The 18,803-nt window shown below is 38.8% G+C and carries 20 protein-coding genes and 1 other annotated feature; all 20 genes read right to left on the bottom strand.

Annotated elements, in window-relative coordinates; translation table 11 throughout:
- Positions 1–16: 16 nt before the first annotated feature.
- Positions 17–260, bottom strand: a binding site (T-box leader).
- Between the two features lie 141 nt (positions 261–401).
- The 20 genes from BK581_RS00715 to mraY all read right to left on the bottom strand — a co-directional run bounded on the left by BK581_RS00715 (position 402) and on the right by mraY (position 18,798).
- A complete protein-coding gene (locus BK581_RS00715) occupies positions 402–905 on the bottom strand; it encodes a DivIVA domain-containing protein (RefSeq protein ID WP_078576167.1) in 504 nt (167 codons plus the stop codon).
- 81 nt (positions 906–986) lie between these two features.
- A complete protein-coding gene (locus BK581_RS00710) occupies positions 987–1,760 on the bottom strand; it encodes a YlmH family RNA-binding protein (protein ID WP_078576165.1) in 774 nt (257 codons plus the stop codon).
- A 24-nt stretch (positions 1,761–1,784) separates the two neighbouring features.
- The gene (locus BK581_RS00705) at positions 1,785–2,048 is read right to left on the bottom strand and encodes a YggT family protein (RefSeq protein WP_078576163.1); all 264 of its coding nucleotides are present in this window, start codon (positions 2,046–2,048) and stop codon (positions 1,785–1,787) included.
- A 28-nt stretch (positions 2,049–2,076) separates the two neighbouring features.
- Positions 2,077–2,499, bottom strand: a complete 423-nt coding sequence (locus BK581_RS00700; RefSeq protein WP_078576162.1) for a cell division protein SepF — start codon at positions 2,497–2,499, stop codon at positions 2,077–2,079.
- Positions 2,496–3,191, bottom strand: a complete 696-nt coding sequence (locus tag BK581_RS00695; RefSeq protein ID WP_078576161.1) for a YggS family pyridoxal phosphate-dependent enzyme — start codon at positions 3,189–3,191, stop codon at positions 2,496–2,498. Before BK581_RS00695 ends, BK581_RS00700 begins: the two co-directional genes overlap by 4 nt.
- A 396-nt stretch (positions 3,192–3,587) precedes the next feature.
- Entirely contained in the window at positions 3,588–3,851 is a 264-nt protein-coding gene (locus BK581_RS00690) for a YlmC/YmxH family sporulation protein (protein ID WP_078576160.1), read from the bottom strand.
- Between the two features lie 86 nt (positions 3,852–3,937).
- Positions 3,938–4,726 (bottom strand): RNA polymerase sporulation sigma factor SigG, encoded by a 789-nt coding sequence (gene sigG, locus BK581_RS00685; RefSeq protein ID WP_078576159.1) that lies wholly within the window; start codon positions 4,724–4,726, stop codon positions 3,938–3,940.
- A 126-nt stretch (positions 4,727–4,852) separates the two neighbouring features.
- Positions 4,853–5,572 carry an RNA polymerase sporulation sigma factor SigE gene (gene sigE / locus BK581_RS00680; RefSeq protein ID WP_078576157.1) on the bottom strand — a complete coding sequence of 240 codons (720 nt, stop codon included), beginning with the start codon at positions 5,570–5,572 and terminating at the stop codon, positions 4,853–4,855.
- Between the two features lie 28 nt (positions 5,573–5,600).
- On the bottom strand, positions 5,601–6,512 hold the full coding sequence (gene spoIIGA / locus BK581_RS00675; RefSeq protein ID WP_143709622.1) for a sigma-E processing peptidase SpoIIGA: 912 nt from the start codon (positions 6,510–6,512) through the stop codon (positions 5,601–5,603).
- 413 nt (positions 6,513–6,925) lie between these two features.
- Positions 6,926–8,083, bottom strand: coding sequence for a cell division protein FtsZ (ftsZ, locus tag BK581_RS00670; RefSeq protein ID WP_078576154.1), 1,158 nt, complete (start codon positions 8,081–8,083; stop codon positions 6,926–6,928).
- Between the two features lie 50 nt (positions 8,084–8,133).
- Positions 8,134–9,432, bottom strand: a complete 1,299-nt coding sequence (gene ftsA / locus BK581_RS00665) for a cell division protein FtsA (protein WP_078576153.1) — start codon at positions 9,430–9,432, stop codon at positions 8,134–8,136.
- A gap of 124 nt (positions 9,433–9,556) precedes the next feature.
- Entirely contained in the window at positions 9,557–9,928 is a 372-nt protein-coding gene (locus tag BK581_RS00660) for a small basic family protein (RefSeq protein ID WP_078576151.1), read from the bottom strand.
- Position 9,929: 1 nt separating this feature from the next.
- Positions 9,930–10,628: a DUF881 domain-containing protein gene (locus BK581_RS00655; RefSeq protein ID WP_078576150.1), complete on the bottom strand. Its 699-nt coding sequence runs from the start codon at positions 10,626–10,628 to the stop codon at positions 9,930–9,932.
- Positions 10,625–11,332 (bottom strand): DUF881 domain-containing protein, encoded by a 708-nt coding sequence (locus tag BK581_RS00650; RefSeq protein ID WP_245829169.1) that lies wholly within the window; start codon positions 11,330–11,332, stop codon positions 10,625–10,627. The genes BK581_RS00655 and BK581_RS00650 overlap by 4 nt, the downstream gene beginning before the upstream one ends.
- Complete coding sequence (locus tag BK581_RS00645; protein ID WP_078576146.1) at positions 11,322–12,110, bottom strand: cell division protein FtsQ/DivIB; 789 nt, start codon at positions 12,108–12,110, stop codon at positions 11,322–11,324. Before BK581_RS00645 ends, BK581_RS00650 begins: the two co-directional genes overlap by 11 nt.
- Before the next feature lie 287 nt (positions 12,111–12,397).
- Positions 12,398–13,333 carry a UDP-N-acetylmuramate dehydrogenase gene (murB, locus tag BK581_RS00640; RefSeq protein ID WP_078576144.1) on the bottom strand — a complete coding sequence of 312 codons (936 nt, stop codon included), beginning with the start codon at positions 13,331–13,333 and terminating at the stop codon, positions 12,398–12,400.
- A 3-nt stretch (positions 13,334–13,336) separates the two neighbouring features.
- A complete protein-coding gene (gene murG, locus BK581_RS00635) occupies positions 13,337–14,446 on the bottom strand; it encodes an undecaprenyldiphospho-muramoylpentapeptide beta-N-acetylglucosaminyltransferase (protein WP_078576142.1) in 1,110 nt (369 codons plus the stop codon).
- A gap of 835 nt (positions 14,447–15,281) precedes the next feature.
- Positions 15,282–16,319 carry a stage V sporulation protein E gene (gene spoVE, locus BK581_RS00630; RefSeq protein ID WP_372898715.1) on the bottom strand — a complete coding sequence of 346 codons (1,038 nt, stop codon included), beginning with the start codon at positions 16,317–16,319 and terminating at the stop codon, positions 15,282–15,284.
- 137 nt (positions 16,320–16,456) lie between these two features.
- Complete coding sequence (gene murD / locus BK581_RS00625) at positions 16,457–17,824, bottom strand: UDP-N-acetylmuramoyl-L-alanine--D-glutamate ligase (RefSeq protein WP_078576139.1); 1,368 nt, start codon at positions 17,822–17,824, stop codon at positions 16,457–16,459.
- The gene (gene mraY, locus BK581_RS00620) at positions 17,821–18,798 is read right to left on the bottom strand and encodes a phospho-N-acetylmuramoyl-pentapeptide-transferase (protein WP_078576138.1); all 978 of its coding nucleotides are present in this window, start codon (positions 18,796–18,798) and stop codon (positions 17,821–17,823) included. Before mraY ends, murD begins: the two co-directional genes overlap by 4 nt.
- Positions 18,799–18,803 lie beyond the last annotated feature (5 nt).

The raw sequence follows: 18,803 nt of genomic DNA, 5'->3' as shown, positions 1-18,803 counted from the left end.
AAACTCCTCGCCCTCAGAAAGGGACGAGAAGTAAACCCGCGGTACCACCCTCATAAGCTCCTTACTTATTCAAAAGCAAGTTACTCACTCAAGCATCAGATAACGGTTATGATCCGGTGTTACCTATTAGAAAAGAATTCTTTTCGTTCAGAACACAGCTCCAGGGAGATATTCAAAACATGCTTGGCACCGGACTTCCACCACCACCGGCTCGCTTTTGCCATACTACATGTTTTTACTGGCCCTTTCAACGCTTATATAACTATCATTGTCACATATGACCCACAATAATCAATTTATTTAATGCAAGATAAAAGATTTAAAGTCTAAGTAGGTCATGGGGTTATGTGTAAAAATCTTCTTAAAGTATAAGGGAAGGTGTTTTAGTACGTCAAGACCGATTAAATATTTTCGTAATGTTCTTCCTCTTCTCGCTCGTTCAATGAATGAGATAAATCATCCCAATCTTCATTTCCTAACATCTCAAGCTGCGCCTCTAGAAGCATTTTAAAGCGCATGCGATACACCGACGCCTGCTTTTTTAATTCTTCTATTTCTAGGGCAACCTTACGAGATTTAGTCAATGCTTCATTAATAATTCGATCAGCATTTTTCTCCGATTCTTTAATAATCAATTTGGCTTCCTTATCAGCATTGCGTTTCACATCTTCTGCTGTTTCCTGAGCTACGAGAATAGATTTATTCAAAGTCATTTCAATATTTGAGAAGTGCTCAAGCTTTTCTTCCAGCTCTTGAACTCTGTCATAAAGTTCTTTCTTTTCTCTAATGACCATTTCATAATCTTTAATCATTTGATCTAAAAACTCATTTACTTCATCTTCATCATAGCCTCTAAAACCTCTTGCAAATTCCTTATTATGAATATCTAAGGGAGTTAATGGCACAGAAAAACACCTCCGAGTAGTTGTTGATTATGTCCTGATATTCGACACAATTTAGGATAATTCCTTTGTATGACGTTAATCTTATTTTGGGAAACCTAATATGAGGCGATACTTCCCTTTTTTTGTTTCTCCGTCAAACTGGACGATTTCACACCTTCCTTTACCTCTTAACGACAACATGTCACCTTCTGTGAGCTGATAAGATGGGTCATCAACTACTTTCCAATTCACCTTTACCTTTTCACCAGACACAGCCGGCTTAATTTTTGCTCTCGATATGTGGAATGCCTCGGAAAGCACAGTATCTAGTCTTAGAGAGGAGACAGTAACAGCTCGCTCATCTCTCTCTTGTTTAAAAGGTAGCACGTTTTCTTCCGGTAATTCACGCAACATGACATTAGTCTTTCCAACCGTTTGCAAATTCATTTGAACATACTCAGCCACTTCTTTAGCCAAAATGAGTTGAAAATGTTCTTGATCGGAGATAATATCACCAAATTTTTCGCGTTTCATACCAATACTCATAAGTGATCCTAAAAGTTGCCTGTGCTCTAGTGTACTAAATTTTTTCGGATAATCTAGCTCAAAGAGAGTCGTCTTATAATCATCCTTATTGGGGATAATATATTCAGGGTAAAGAAGCGCTCGCTTTCTTTCAGCGTTTTCATGACCTCCCCAAAACCCAAGTCGGACCGTTCCTTGATCACCGATAATTAACTTAACAATCTTCTGTTGACGTGGATCAAGAAAATCTGTTAATTTCGGCCGATATTCCTCTTCACCAATACGTTTCCAGTCTAAAACCTGATCAACGAAAGGGTGCTCATCTTTTCTAAAGTGTTCGTATAACGACATGACCTGTTTAATCTCCTTATGACATCACATGAAAAAAGAAAATAAGTACCTGACACCATCCATCGCAAACCTAAGAGCAAACAACGCCACGATCGGAGATATATCAATCATTCCGATTGGAGGGATGATTCGTCTGAACGGTTCAAAAAAAGGTTCGACGAGTCTTCCAACACCTTGTCCAAAAGCCGATTCGCGAGCGTTTGGGAGCCATGACATAAAAATATATATAATACATATAAACCAATATATCTGCATGGCATTTAAAACGATCGTTGCAACTAATCCCATATACTTTCACCTACCTCAAAAATATCTATCATTCTTCAAACATCTCTGATATTGATCCAGATACATCAACATTATCCGGGGTACAAAGAAAAATGTTAGCTCCTAATTTTTGAATATCTCCACCAATAGCGTATACTGTCCCACTCAAAAAATCCACAATTCTTTTCGCCTGCTCCCTTGATATGCGTTGTAAGTTTATCACAACGGCTTTACGATTCTTCAAATGATCAGCGATTTCTTGCGCCTCTTCGTAACTGTGTGGCTCCAGAAGCAGCACTTTCGCTTGGCTTTGGATACTACTTAGACTGACCACGTTACGTCTGTCGTTCGTAGGGCCTGTCTCTTTGGACGTAAAAGAGGGTTCTTCGTCATATTCCTCTACTTCTACCTCTTCTTCAGCATAGTCATCATCTAATTCAAAAAATCGTTTGAACTTACGTTTAAATGTCATGCTTTCACCTCTTTATCATGGCCTACAAGTGATGAACCAATTCTAACAAACGTCGCACCTTCTTCAACCGCAATCTCAAAATCATTGGACATTCCCATTGATAATTCTTTACAAGGGGCATGTGCAAATTTTTTCGCTGCAATGGTGTCTTTCAGCTCTCTCAAACTTTTAAATGTTTCCCTAAGTATACCCTTATTATCGGTTAAAGGCGCCATCGTCATTAGCCCCACTACTTCAATTGATGGATAATCTGCTAATTTTTCAATAAAAGGCAATGTTTCCTCTGGCGTTACTCCAGATTTAGAAGCCTCCCCGCTTACATTCACTTGGACAAAACATTTTATTTTAGCAGATTCCGTAGCTCTTTTATGAATTTCTTTTGCTAGTGACAGCCTGTCCAAAGAATGAATATAATCATATGCATGAAGAATCTTTTTAACTTTTTTAGACTGTAGATTCCCAATAAAATGCCACGTAGCTGTACCACCAATAGCATCATATTTTTCCATTGCTTCTTCCGGCCTGTTTTCACCTAGGTGTAACACCCCTGCATCAACAGCTTCTTTTGCTCTTTCTATAGAGACATATTTAGTTACAGCGATTATATGTATAAGGTCAGGGTCTCTCCCCGTACGTTTACATGCAGCATGAAGGGTAGCTTGAACATCTTCATAGTTTTGCTTAACTGACAATCGGCAATCTCCTTTCCTGGCAAACTTAAACACACACTGGTTAGTCACTAATGACTATTTTATCATTAAAGCTATTATATAGCCTAACCTCTTCTGTTTAAATGCCTTAATATTAAAACAAATGTCTTCGTATACAAATGAGAGGGCGAAAAGCCTTTGGCTACGTCCGGTTAAAATGTTATAAAGCAAATCACTAAACGTCCTAGCCTTTCGCTTTAAACGTAAAATTATTTAGCGTATACGTTGTGACCATTTACAAAGCTTACACATTTATTGAAAAGTCTAGACTTAAAGTAAAGTATAATGAATTCAGGCCAATCAAGCAATGGGTTGACAAATTATCAGGTAAATTGTCGTACATTTTCGTCAACTGTGTGACTTCCTTTCCTTTTTTCGTTAGTCATCGAAGGAAACGGAGCTATGTCCATCTTTTTCAACACGTACTAAAATCACATCTGAACCGATTTTTACAATATTTTTCCACGGAACAACTGTCTCATCATCTTTCTGGAATAAATTTTTCATTCTTCCTCCACCAATGACGATAGCATCCACTCTCCCTTTTTCTAAATCAATATCGATATCTGTTAAATGGCCTAATAAACGACCATCTGCCAAATTTACAATATCTTTGGATTGCAGCTCAGACATGTTCAACATATTATTTCTCCCCTCTCGTCCTTTTGTCATCATCATATGCAGCCCTGAAGAAGATATTTCTAAAAAAATAAACCTGCCGAGGCAGGTTATTCTTTCGCATGTTTATTCATTTGAGTAATGGCCGCTTTTTCGAGACGGGAAACTTGTGCCTGTGAGATGCCAATTTCCTCAGCTACTTCCATTTGTGTTTTCCCTTGAAAAAAACGCATGTCCAAAATAATTTTTTCTCTTTCATTTAATCGAATCATCGCCTCTTTAATCGCAATTTCTTCTATCCAATTTACGTCCTTTTGCTTATCATCACTTATTTGGTCCATGACGTAAATAGGGTCACCGCCATCATTGTAGATCGGTTCAAATAACGAAACGGGATCTTGAATAGCATCGAGAGCAAAGACCACCTCTTCTTTAGGCACTCCTAATACTGCTGCAATCTCTTGCACCGTTGGTTCTTTCTCTCTTTTCTTTTCGGCCATTAAGTTATCTCGCACTTGAAGGGCTTTGTATGCAATATCTCTAAGTGAACGAGACACTCTAATGGGATTATTGTCTCTTAAATAACGACGTATCTCTCCAATAATCATCGGAACAGCGTACGTGGAGAATTTAACATTCTGCCCTAAATCAAAATTATCAATTGATTTCATTAAGCCGATACACCCTACTTGAAAAAGGTCATCCACATATTCCCCCCGGTTATTAAATCTTTGAATGACACTGAGGACGAGACGCAAATTCCCATTTACTAGCTTTTCACGTGCTTCAGCATCATCTTCTTCTTGCATTTGTTTAAACAGCACACGCATTTCCTTGTTTTTGAGAACAGGTAATGTGGACGTATCCACACCGCATATTTCCACTTTATTTCGTGACAATGGTTTCCCTCCCATCAGGAGATAAGTTACAAAATCAGTATCTCCTTGAGAGGGAAATTTATGCAGGTTATCCGAGGTGATAAATTGGTTGACATCTTCTATTCCATTGTGCCACAACTAATTGAGCTAGATCATTTTATTAAATTCTTTTTGTAACCGTTTGATAATTCTTTTTTCAAGACGAGAAATATATGACTGAGAAATCCCAAGTAAATCAGCCACATCTTTTTGCGTTTTTTCTTCTTCCCCAGCTAATCCAAATCGTAGTTCCATTATTTGTTTTTCTCGGCTATTTAAGCTCGTTAAGGCTTTAACAAGGAGTTTTCTGTCAACTTTATCTTCTATTCCTTTCGTAATAATATCTTCTTCTGTACCAAGGACATCAGACAACAGCAACTCATTTCCATCCCAATCAATATTCAATGGCTCATCAAACGACACTTCAGAGCGTAATTTATTATTTCGTCTTAAATACATCAAAATTTCATTCTCAATACATCTTGAAGCATAGGTAGCTAACTTTATTTTCTTTTCAGGATTAAAAGTGTTAACTGCTTTAATTAAACCAATCGTGCCAATACTAATTAAATCTTCAATATTAATGCCAGTATTTTCGAACTTACGTGCGATGTACACAACAAGCCGTAAATTCCGTTCAATGAGCATAGCGCGTACCGATTCGTCTCCATTAGGTAATTTTTGTAATAAATACGTTTCCTCTTCTTTAGACAGTGGGGGTGGGAGTGCTTCACTTCCCCCTATGTAGTACACTTCCTTTGATTTTAAATTTAATTTTTTTAACAACCTGTACCATAAAAGTTTTAAACGGATCGTATATTTTTTCACATGAACGCCTCCTTAACATGTTATGAACTTATTGAGCCCGCATTTTCTGTTGCATCATGGCTGGATGAAGCAGACAATTATATTCCTCCTTTTCGCCAAGTGGGACATGGCTAAGCCCTAATAAGGTACGTGGGCATTCAAAGGATCTACCATTCTCATGTACGGTGACTCTGTCTGGCTTCACAGTCCATAAAAATTGCTGATGACTACCTATCGTCCGAAATGGAAGAAGAGAAACATTCCCAATATTTTCTTCCTCTACGTTTGTAAGATCACTAGGCGATCGTTTTGAAAAATTAACTAATGTCTTTGGGAATTGATCGGCAGTTTCCGTCATATCTATAATCATCACAGGTCTTTTTGAAAAAGGATCTGTTAATTGATTACCACTGTCGACGAACCCTCTTAACTGAATATGATGGCCTTGTAATTCGACATGCACCTCCATTGTTGATTCGTACTGTATCTTCACTGTTTCGATGGATTCAAATCGCTGTTTTGAATAATAAAAGACAAGAGGAAACCCTGCTAAGACAAACAACCAGCCTATTGGGCTACCAAAGCTTTTTGTCCCTGGTCCTAAGGAACCTCCAACGAAGGCAGGATCAACTTGAAGAAAATAATGTATACCAATTAAAGCCCCTCCCACTGCAAAATTCACAAAATAAAACATCAAAAGGGTCTGAATGAAAGATCCTAATGTATTAAATCTAAATGTGATCAATATAATAATGACTGAATATAAGCCTTTCAAAATAGGATGTGTCAGGATCTCAAGTGCTGGAACGATAAGACACCAAATATAAAGTGATGCAAAGAATGCGCCAATTACTAACCGTTTTTTCGGAACATTCTTTTTTAAAACGGTGGCAGTCAAAATAAGCAACAATAAATCTATGAAAAAATTTAGTAACCAGATGATATCGAAATAAAGAGTCATAGATCGCACCGTCCAACCATGAATTTTAAAGAAAGTATAGCTTACACGCCTCACTAAGTCTGTCACTTTTTGCCACTAAAAGAACACTTTTTTTAAGAGATTTTTAAGGATTATGTCAAGACACTTGCGCTGTTTATTTATGAGAGTTAATCACACTGAACTTAGTAGATCTAATAGTTTATAAAACGTACTTTCAATCAGTAGGCCTTTCGTTCTTCGTCCCACTGATGGGTAGTTGAGTGAATCAGGACTTTAGCGTCCATTATCTCCTCCTAAATGGTTTATCTCTACTCTCTATTTTGAGGCGGACGTTTTACGGACTGCTATCTGGGACAAAATGTTTGGGTGAGGATGAAAAAGCCACTTTTTGAGTTTTCTCAAACTCAAAAAGTGGCTCATATATAACGACTTTATTAGCGATTGCGACGATTACGTAAAAATGTTGGAATATCTAGTGTATCCATTTCTTCTTCAGTTGGCTGCTGTGGCTTAGCTGAAGGCTTTTGCTGCTCTTGTTGTTGAGAGGAAGCTGCCTCTTTACGCGTAGTACTACCTTGTGAAGGAGCCTGTCGCTGCTGATTAATGGTTGAACGTTGGCTTTGGGCCTGTTCATTTTGTTGACCATCAAAGCCAGTAGCAATAACAGTAACAACTATTTCATCTTTAAGGTTTTCATTAATAACAGAACCGAATATCATATTAACTTCACTATCTGAAGCTGAGGATACGATTTCAGCTGCTTCGTGAACTTCAAATAGGCTTAAATTCGTCCCGCCAGTAATATTCATAAGAATACCTTGCGCCCCATCAATACTTGTTTCTAGTAATGGAGAAGAAATCGCTTTTTTAGCTGCTTCAGCTGCTCTGCTTTCTCCGGTGGCGACACCGATACCCATAAGAGCAGAACCTTTTTCACTCATAATCGCTTTCACGTCTGCAAAGTCCAAGTTAATTAAACCTGGTGTTGCGATGAGGTCGGATATCCCTTGTACACCTTGTCGGAGAACGTTATCTGCTTCTCTAAATGCTTCTAGCATCGGTGTATTTTTATCAACGATTTCTAATAAGCGATCATTAGGAATAACGATTAACGTATCCACTTTATCTTTGAGTGCAGCGATACCGTTTGCCGCTTGCATCATTCGTTTACGTCCTTCAAATGTAAAAGGACGCGTAACGACACCAACTGTGAGAGCTCCTGCTTCCTTGGCTATTTCGGCAATCACAGGGGCTGCTCCGGTACCTGTTCCGCCTCCCATTCCAGCTGTGATAAATACCATATCTGCACCATTTAATTGCTCCTCAAGATGCTCTCTACTTTCCTCCGCAGCCTTCTTTCCTATTTCTGGGTTCGCTCCTGCTCCTAAACCACGAGTTAGCTTACCACCCAGTTGCAGTTTTTCTTCTGCTTTTGATAAATGAAGAGCTTGCGCATCAGTATTTACAGCAATGAAATCCACACCCTGTAACCCGTTCTCAATCATCCGGTTAACAGCATTACTGCCGCCACCACCAACGCCTATTACTTTTATTTTCGCTAATTGTTCCATATCCATTTCAAAATCTAACATTTTCGATCCCCCAATCCGAGTTCGTTCCATTCGCTTCTAGTTGTGTGGTTCTACTCAAAGAACATTTTAAACATATTCGACACTTTCTTCTTAACACCAGGCCCTTCTTTAGGCTCTTTCACTTTTCCTTGTCGCATACTCTCTTTCCGTTCTCTTTTGTCAACATTGTGATTTACTTCATGCCCCGGTTCTAATCCTTTCTTGGCCTCTTTACCTTGTATACGCAGATTTCTATGGGCAAATGTAATCAAACCCACGCCGTTCGTATACTGAGGCTCTCTGACGCCGATATAGTCAGGAATAGCTACCCTCACATTCTTTTGCATAACATCGCGTGCTAACTCCAAAACACCAGGCATCTTTGCTACACCACCGGTTATAACATATCCTCCGGACAAATCTTGATAACCCATCCGGTAGATTTCTTTCATCACAAGGTTAAACATTTCTTCTAAACGCGGTTCAATAATATTGGCTAACTGCCATTGCGAAAATTCTTGTCTTTGATCACTACCAATCTCCGAAACCTCAAACGTTTCATCATCGGAGGCGTGACTGACGAAGGCATGTCCATGCATTTTTTTAACACTTTCCGCTTCTTCAGTTGATGTTCTTAAACCGACTGAAATATCATTAGAAATATGATCGCCACCAATAGGGATCTGTCGTGTCCCTTGTAACAAGCCGTCTTCAAAAACCGAAACGGTCGTTGAGCCTCCACCAAGATCTATTAATGCAACACCGAGGCTTTTTTCATCTTTTGACAATGCGATTGAACCAGCTGCTAGTGGTTGTAACACAATATCAGCAACTTCCAGCCCAGCTTTTTCTACGCAACGGAGAAGATTATGTAGCATTGTTTTCGCACCTGTAATAATCGTTCCTTCCATCTCAAGACGCACACCAATCATGCCACGAGGATCGTTAATTTCATCTAATCCATCCACAATAAACTGTCGAGGGATAACATCGATAATTTCCCTTTCAGGGGGGATAGACACCACTTGTGCTGCATCAATCACTCTCGTAATGTCTTCGTCACCTATTTCTCTGTCTTCACTAGAAACGGCTACTACACCGTGACAGGGCTGCAACTGAATGTGATTTCCCGTTATCCCGACAACAACATGCTTTATACTTAACCCTATCATTCTTTCCGCTTTATCAACAGCGTTTTGGATCGATTGAACTGTCTCATCTATATCAACAATTGATCCTTTTTTGATTCCTTCTGATTCTGATTCGCCTACTCCGATAATATTTAACGACGCATTTGTCATTTCACCGATAATCACTCTAACGGATGAAGTCCCGATATCAAGCGTCACATATGTATCATGATTATTCATTGGCTGGCACCTCCCTTTCTGACTCGTGTTGACATCTTATCTCCTGTTTCCTGATAAGAATTGTATTCAACATCTGTTTGCCATTCCCTTTTTTTATCGGTAAAAATTATAAAATGTAAAACCCTTATTCTGAACGGGGTGTAGATATTTTATTTTGCTTATCAATCCACTTGTCAAGAAAAATACGTCTGATGATCGCAATATTGTTAAATAACCTAACGCCAAAAGCAACAATTGCAGCTAAATATAAGTCTACACCAAGATGAACACCGAGAAAAGCCAAACCGGCTGCTAAAAAAATATTCGTCAAGAATCCCGAGATAAACACCCGCTCATCAAATTGCTTTTCTAAGTTGGCTCGTATACCTCCTACAAGTGTATCAAGAGCTGCTAGTACAGCGATAGAAAAATAGCTAGCGTACTGTTGTGATATTTGAAAATCTGTAAAAAAACCTAAAAGTAACCCAAGGAAAAGCCCAAAAATTGGCAACCACATTTTATGAATCCCCCAGTACTGGTTCCATGTATCTTACACGATACGTATGGTCATAAGCAGGTAAAGTTAAGTCGTCAGCTGCTTCCACGGAGAAATCTAAATTCTCATAAGAAAAAATTTCTCTTGACTGTGAAGACATAATGGCATGATGCATGGACTCAGGATCATCGGTAATAACTTTAATTTCAAGTGGAAAGGAGGTCATCCAATTCCCGTTGATTAGTGTACGTCCGTTCGCTTCTCGAATTGCCGTCGTAGAGACGATTCGTTCACTTCCAATAGCGATATGCTCTGCACCTTGAATGTTTAACTCATTAATTAGTAACCTAAGCAGATAAGGAGGAACAGAACGAATGCCTCCCCCACTGTAACTTTCATCAAAAAACACATTTACCTCGATGACTATGCCCGATCCGGATACCTCTGTTAAACCTGCTTTCATTTGTAAATCATGAAAGACATCCTCCATCACTTCTTCCACATCTTCATTTTCATCTAATTGGTATAAAATATTACTTTGGCGATGAATTTCTTCATTCAACTCCTGCTGTCTCTCTTTTTCCGCCATTAAAGCCTGTCTTAAATCAGCCATGTTACGTGTATCTCGCTGAGGAGGCTCATTAAAAGATTGATGTTGAACGGCTATCATAAAGCCAATAACAAATGTGACACATGTAAATATAAGCCTTTTAATTCTCATGTGCCTTCCCCGCTTTCAGAAAAATAGGGATCAATTTGTATATCTGTTTTCTTTTCGATTCGAACTTGTATATTTTCATTAACGAGTTGATCTTTAACGCCACCTGTCAAGTTTAAAGCTTCATCTAATGTATCACGATCACCGATGGCCTTTACCTCAAATGGCGCAAATGCAATTTCACCATCTATCTCGATAACAGGTCCGATACAGTGAATATACGTTCGGTGGGTTACTCTGTGGCCATTTATTGCAAGTGCCTCAGCTCCTGAAACGAGTAATTCATCAACTACTTGTTGAATATGTTGTTCGTGTACAATATAGCTATTCGGATTATCTTCCCCTGGAATGTACTCTGCATCAGTAAGCGTTACAAGAACCCCTTCGCCCTTAACACCGATCTCCCCTGTTACCATCCTCAACTTATCCATATCTTCTACAAGGTTAAAATAGAGCTGTTCTTGATCAGACACCGTTTCTTCAATCTGTTTTATTTCACTTTGAATCTCTCTTAACTGTTCAGTTAATTCCCGAGTTGTCTCTTGCTCTAATAACACATCATTTCTTAAATCATCCTCTGTTTGCCACTGCGAGTCCTGTTCCACAAAACTATTCTTGCCAAAGTCTGCATCCAATTGAAAGCTTAAAGCGATTAAAAAACCGGTAACAAGCAATACAAATGTGAAAATCACATATCTACTCTTCATCACTACCCTCATCCTCCTCATCAACATCAAAACGTTCAAAATAAGGGTTCATACGCATATGCACAATTCCCTCTACATTAGGATCTAGTTGTTCCACAACGGAAGGATAAGGAGCGATTCTTTGAGCAAAATGTCTAACTGTTGAACTTACGGTAAAGCCATCATTCATTAAAATCGTTAAACGGTAAGGATCGTTTTCTGTAGGATCAAGGATGATGTCAGACATTCGTTGTAGGAGAGCGGCAGGTGTTTCTGCTAGCTCATTAACCATTTCTCCTCGGATATCATCATCTTCAAACCCTCTTAAAACTGGGGCATCATAAGGCACAAAGCTTTGATTAGACTCAGAGCCATTCGTATAAACATCACCAGTTGTTAAAACGGGATCATAGCCCTCCCCATTATAGATGTAAGCTATGCGTTCATACTCTTCTATGTTAAGAGAAACTGTCGTAAGCCATTCCCTGCTGACTTCCACTGATTTAATTGCCTCATGTGCAGTCAATCTTTCTACAATTCCGGAAACCCCAAGATTCCACATACTTACATTCTCTTCAAGTCGTGATTCTGATATAATCCATTCAGAAGAGGCAAAATAATGACCATTTACCTCCACGTTTTGAACGTGACTAAAAGGACTCTGGAAATAAATAATGAATAGCATTAAAGTAAAAAAAACAGAAACATACATAATGAGTCGTCTATTGGATCTTTGTTTTCTTCGCTCTTTAAGCTTAGGTATTCTCTCTTCAATTTTGACAACTTTCTTTTCTTTCATAAACTTATCCTCCATTGTACTGCAGGGAATTGAATGAGAAAACCGGCCGCTTTAATAGACCTTTTATCCGATCCGTTTTGAACTAAGACAAGGTGGTTATTCTCCAAAGACAGGTTATCTTTAAAACTTCTTTTTAAGGAATACACGTGACTTAACAGTTTTATTTGTTGTAATTCATTTTAAAGTAAAAAAAGAAGGGCGTCATTTAACGGCCTTTTAGTAGCAAAAAGCAGCATGTTTACGAAAACCTCATACATTAAGCACGGTTATTGCTTTCTTATACATTGTCACGACGTTGTTTGCAATTGAGCCTCATCAATATATGCCACCTCAGTGTCTAATGAGATACCATAGCAGTTTTTAATTTCTTTTTGAACGTAAGTAATCAGCTTAAGTATATCATTTGAAGAAGCATCACCTGTGTTTACAATGAAATTACCATGTTTTTCTGATATCTTGGCTCCGCCAATAGTAAAGCCTCTTAGTCCTGCTTGTTCGATCAGTTGTCCAGCATAATATGGTAAAGGATTACGAAAAACACTGCCACAACAAGGATCCTTCCATGGCTGAGTTTTTTTACGGTACGCTTTATGTCGCTGTAAAGACTCTTTTAATTTAACAGGATCATCTTTTCTTAACTTTAATTGTGCCGCAAGACAAATCCCCCCTGCTGACTGTAAGGTGGACGTTCGATAAGCAAATCCTAGCTCTGAATGATCAAGCCAAGTGACGCTGCCATCCTTAAATAATACGAGTGCCTTCGTTACAATAGATGACATATCACTTTTGTGTGCACCAGCATTCATAAAAACACCACCACCGACTGTTCCTGGTATCCCACCGGCAAATTCTAGTCCTGCATAGCCCTTCTTGCACATCATTCCTGCAAGCTTAATAAGAGAAAAACCCGCTTCAACTGTCACTAGTTCATCTTCTTGTTTTAAAGATGCGAGATGATCTCCTAATTTAATAACAACGCCATTTATTCCATCGTCAGGAATAAGAACGTTTGACCCCTTACCTAAAACAAACCATGGCACCTGCCGCTTATTAATAAGCCGCAAGGCCTCAACTAATCCTTCAATAGAGCTAGGTTCATAAAAAAGTTTTGCCGGCCCCCCAATACGCCATGTAGTATGAGATTTCAAAGACTTATTAAGTGTAGCTTCACCACTTTGTAACTGATTAATTTCGACTTGAAGAGTTGAAAAAGGTTTCTCCATAAATCATGCGCCGCCTTTAATTAAATCTTTAATGAGTGTTTCTAATTCAGCTGAAGCATGAGGTTTCCCTAGAGTAAGAGCGTGTTTTTTCATACTTTCCAATGTTAATGGATCGGCCAGGATATTATCGATTTCAGTCATTAGCCGATCAGGTGACATCTCTTTTTCTAATATAACTGTGGCAGCACCCGCTTTTTCAAGTGATCTCGCATTTTTCTCCTGATGATTATTCGTCACATAAGGACTTGGGATAAGAATTGAAGGGAGTCCAAGGGCTGTGATTTCAGCCAATGTAGTCGCACCCGCCCTCGCAATGAGTAAGTCCACTTCATGTAAAAGGGATGGCATGTCACTTATATATGGCACGATCACAAGCTGCTTAAGATAACTTTCCTGATCAACAGCAGCTTTTACTTGTTCATAATGGGCTTCACCAGTCACATATAAACATTGATAATCCTTTGTTTGCCAATGTTGTAACGTTTTCATAACAGCATCGTTAATAGGCTTTGCTCCTCGACTTCCCCCAACTACTAGAACCGTCTTTTTTTGAGCATTTAACCCGAGCTCTTTCAGTTTTATTTTTCCCGTTGTCACCTCAGTTGTAACCACTTCACTGGCTCTAGGATTACCAGTGATACGGACTTTCTCTTTCGGAAAAAAGGTCGCTGAGTCAGGAAATGATATAGCAATTTTCGAGACATATTTAGCTAAAAATTTATTTGTTAAGCCAGGAACACTATTTTGTTCATGAATAAGGGTTGGGATATTCTTCCTGGAAGCAGCGTAAACAACAGGTCCGCAAACATACCCGCCTGTTCCAATAACCACATCCGGCTGAAAATCTTTAATGTATTTTTTGGATTGTCGAACTGCTTGCAAAAAACGCACAATTGTTTTCACATTTTCTATAGATAGTTTTCGTTTAAATCCTGATATTGTGACCGTCTTAAATGGAATTCCTTCATCACGTATAATTCTCGCTTCAAGGCCATTCTCTGTCCCGATATAGAGACACTCAACGTTCTCATTATGTTTTTTCAGATGGCGAATAAGTGCTACTGCAGGGTATATATGACCACCTGTTCCTCCCCCTGATATTAAAACCCTCATATATTTCCTCCTTGAAACTTTCCTTTTAAGTATAAGCGCCCAATGACTGCTATTACCCTTATTCTAACCGAATATAACACGTATTTTAAGTGATTATTTCATCTTTTTCGTTTTAATGAAAATTTACTGCCTTAAAAGAGAGTAAAGCAAACGAATTTCAGTCTGAAAAAAATCGCATGTGACAAAACGACTCTTCAATCAGTCGGCGTTTTCGTTCTTTTCCCACTGATTGGTCGTTGCATGAATTAGAATATGAGCGACCGTTATCTTCCGCCTAAATAGATTTAAGATTTCCTCTCTATTTTGAGGTGGACGGTTATCTGTGATAAATGATGTCATCCAAGAATTTGCTAATAAGAAGCTAGAAACTTTTTTAAAGATTTTGTTCTTTCTTTAGAAAAGTTGGGTTCTCACTACTATTATTTCCCCAAGAAAATAAGTGTGTTTTGTGGAATATTTTAATCAGTTTCTGTGCTAAAGCATGTTTTATTTTACGACATGTTCATGTGACTGTCTATCAAAAACTGACATGTAGCTAAGGCAGTCTTCAGCTCTCGCGACATTTTTGCTAATCAATTAGGCAATACGACATGACGGTGTGGTCATTAGTTAAGGTAGACAAAAACAAAACATGACGCTACCATGTTTAGTTATCTAGTCGTTTACTTTAAACATTCGTTACAAAATAATTTCTCAATATACATTGAATGACTGTTAATTAATCCTCACACATTAAAAAAGATTCCACTTATCAAAGGTATAAACTAATAAGTGAAATCTTTTTTATTATATTTAGCTATTGATATATGACTTAGCTTCACACCGTTTCAGTTATTTAACGAATGTGCCTGCTAATATTTAAAAGAACTCCGATTGTCGTGAGCATGAGGGTCAATGACGAGCCGCCATAACTCAATAAAGGAAGCGTGATGCCTGTGACGGGGATAAGTCCAATAACTACCCCTATATTAATCATCACTTGGATGGCTATCATGCCAATAATACCTGTAGCAAACAAAGTGCCATATAAATCGGGAGCATGAATAGCTATTCTTAACCCTCGCCATAACAGCACTGCAAAACAAAGCAACACAAATGTGCCACCTATAAATCCTAACTCTTCTGCAAGAATAGCAAATATAAAATCTGTTTGTGGTTCCGGTAAATAAAAGTATTTTTGCCGGCTATGACCAAAGCCTAAACCGAGTAACCCTCCAGGTGCAATCGCATATAATGATTGAATGATTTGAAAGCCACTTCCTAAAGGGTCTTCCCATGGATTAAGAAAGGAAGTTATTCTTTGCAGGCGATATGGAGCAGATATAATTAAACCGACAAAACCAGCAAGACCTATGCCCCCCAGTAGAAAAAAATGAGACACCCTAGCCCCAGCGACAAATATGAGCACCATACATGTAATCACCATAACGGCTCCCGTACCAAGGTCCGGTTGTAACATAATTAAGCCGAAAGCGGTAAAAATGAGTGCTAGTATTGGGAATAAGCCCCTTTTCCATGTGGTGATATACTTCTGATTAATAGACACATATTTAGCTAAAAATAAAATCATAGCTAACTTCATAAATTCCGAAGGTTGGATAGAAAAGGCCCCAATACCAAGCCAGCTTTGAGCACCACCTCTTACTAAACCAACACCGGGAATTAATACGATTATTAACAAGCCGAAACATACCATAAGCGCAATGTTAGCTAGACTTTTTAGACGCCAATAATCAACCTGAATCATTAAAAACATAGAGATTAACCCAATACTTACAAAAATCAATTGTCTTTTCAAAAAGAAAAAGGAGTCGTCAAAACGATAGTCTGCCCACACTGCACTTGCACTGAAAACCATTAAACTACCAATCATCACTAAAATGAGTGTCACTGCTAGTAAGATTAAATCAGGGGTCGTCCTAACTTTAGGCAATAGAATACACCTCAATTCTTCGCTGCCCTTGAGGGGGCTCTATTACCTATTTATATGTACAACTTGTACAATCATGACTACTTTTTATTATGAATAACATCCAAGACATGTCTTGTAAATGCGTCCCCGCGTTCTTCAAATGTTTTAAATTGATCCCATGAGGCACATGCTGGAGAAAGTAATATAACATCACCTGCTTGAGATAATTTAAATGCCTCATCTGTAGCTTCTCTTAATGTATCTGTTAATGCAACATGAGCAACATTTGCCCGCTGAGCTACCTCAGCTAGTTTACCACTCGTCTCACCATAGGCCACTACACCACGGACATTCTCTGATAAAAAGGGGATAAGGTCGTCAAAAGATAACCCTCTGTCAAGCCCTCCGGCAATGAGAACGACTGGCTGTTGAAATGCTTTCAATGCTGTAATTGTAGCAGGAACATTCGTCGCTTTTGAGTTATTGTAAAATTTCCTTTTGTCAGCTTCGCCAATATATTGAAGTCTGTGTTCTACCCCTTCAAATGTTTTGAGGACATGACATACTTGCTCACGATCAGCGCCAGCTAACAGGGCGGCAGTGGCGGCGGCTAATCCGTTTGATAAGTTATGCTCTCCAGGTAAAGACATATCTTCTACTGGCAAAAGTTTATCTCCAAACACCGTTAGCCAGCCTTCTTTTATACAAGCACCCTCTGGAAGGTCTTTCCTCGTTGAAAATGGCACAAGCCGAGCCTGTCCTTTATTTACCACTTCTGAAACTAAATGATCATCAGCGTTGTAAATAAGATAATCTTCGGGTGTTTGTTTTAGAAATATGTTCATTTTAGCAGTGACGTAGTCGTTCATAGAGCCGTGATAGTCAAGGTGAGCTTCTACAAAATTTAATAAGATGGCAATGTGAGGAGCGAATTTTTCTGTACCCATTAATTGGAAGCTCGAAAGCTCAACCACCATTTCATGATCAGATGTTGCTTCTTGTGCCACTTTACAAGCTACTTTCCCAATATTCCCCGCAAGTAGAGGGGATTTCTGTCCACCTCGCAGCATGTCACCAATATATGTCGTCGTTGTTGTTTTTCCATTAGATCCTGTAATACCGATCATGTCTGATTCAGCTATTCGATAAGCTAACTCCACTTCCGTATAAACGGGAATACCAAGTGCTAATGCCTTTGCCACAAGTGGTTGGTCATAACGCACGCCAGGATTTTTTACTAAATAATCTAATTCCTCTGTCACAAGTGATTCAGGATGTGAACCACAGACAACATCTATCCCTTCTGTTTCCAATTGTTTTGCTTCAACATTGCCTTCATATGAATTTCGATCATTTACAATAACGCAAGCACCTAAGCGTTTTAAAAGCCTCGCTGCTTCAGTACCACTTTTAGCAAGTCCTAGGACAAGCACTTTTTTCCCTTTAAAATCATTAATCATTTTCATACCATCCACACCTCTAAGTAAACACCTGCTACGGCAAATAAAATTCCCACAATCCAAAATGTCACGACAACACGCCATTCACTCCATCCAGAAAGTTCATAATGGTGGTGAAGAGGACTCATTTTAAATACTCGTTTGCCCGTGGATTTAAATGAAATTACTTGAATGATAACAGACAACGTTTCAATAACGAAAACACCACCGATAATCACAAGTAATAATTCCATTTTCGTTAAAATTGCAATCATCGCTAACGCGCCACCTAAAGCGAGAGAGCCTGTATCGCCCATAAACACTTTAGCAGGGTGAGCATTGAAGACAAGAAAACCGAGTACCGCACCGACGATAGCGACTGAAAATAATGACACAGTCATCATATCGAGGGAAAAGGCAATAATTGAAAAAGCGCCAAATGCAACAGCACTCGTGCCAGCGACTAATCCGTCCAACCCATCTGTAAGGTTAACAGCATTACTAGCCCCTACAAGCATAATAATTATTAATGGAAAATAAAACCACCCAATGTCAACTGCCCAGTCTGTGCCTGGTAAATGAATGGCTGTCGAAATATTAGCCTGGTGCAGCACAATGTACACTAATGCAGCTATAGCTACCTGTCCTAAAAATTTCTGTTTGGACGTTAAGCCCAGGTTTCGTTTTTTCACAACCTTAATGTAATCATCGAGAAAACCCAGCAAACCGAAACCAACGGTCACTAGAAGTAACAGCCAAATCTCCATATCAATAGATTGAAATTGACTCGCCATAACGACAGACGCTAATACAATTGAAAGTATGATCATTAAGCCGCCCATCGTAGGAGTACCAGTTTTTTTCTGGTGGGATTTAGGGCCTTCATCTCTAATACTTTGCCCGAATTTCAATCGTCTTAAAAAAGGAATGAAAAACGGTGAGAAAAAAACGGTCAATAAAAATGATAGTAATAATGTAAATAATAATCCTTGTTCCAACATGAAAG

Origin of the sequence: Salipaludibacillus agaradhaerens, from assembly GCF_002019735.1 — a bacterium.
Taxonomy (GTDB): domain Bacteria; phylum Bacillota; class Bacilli; order Bacillales; family Salisediminibacteriaceae; genus Salipaludibacillus; species Salipaludibacillus agaradhaerens.
This window is presented reverse-complemented; position numbering and strand designations above follow the sequence as displayed.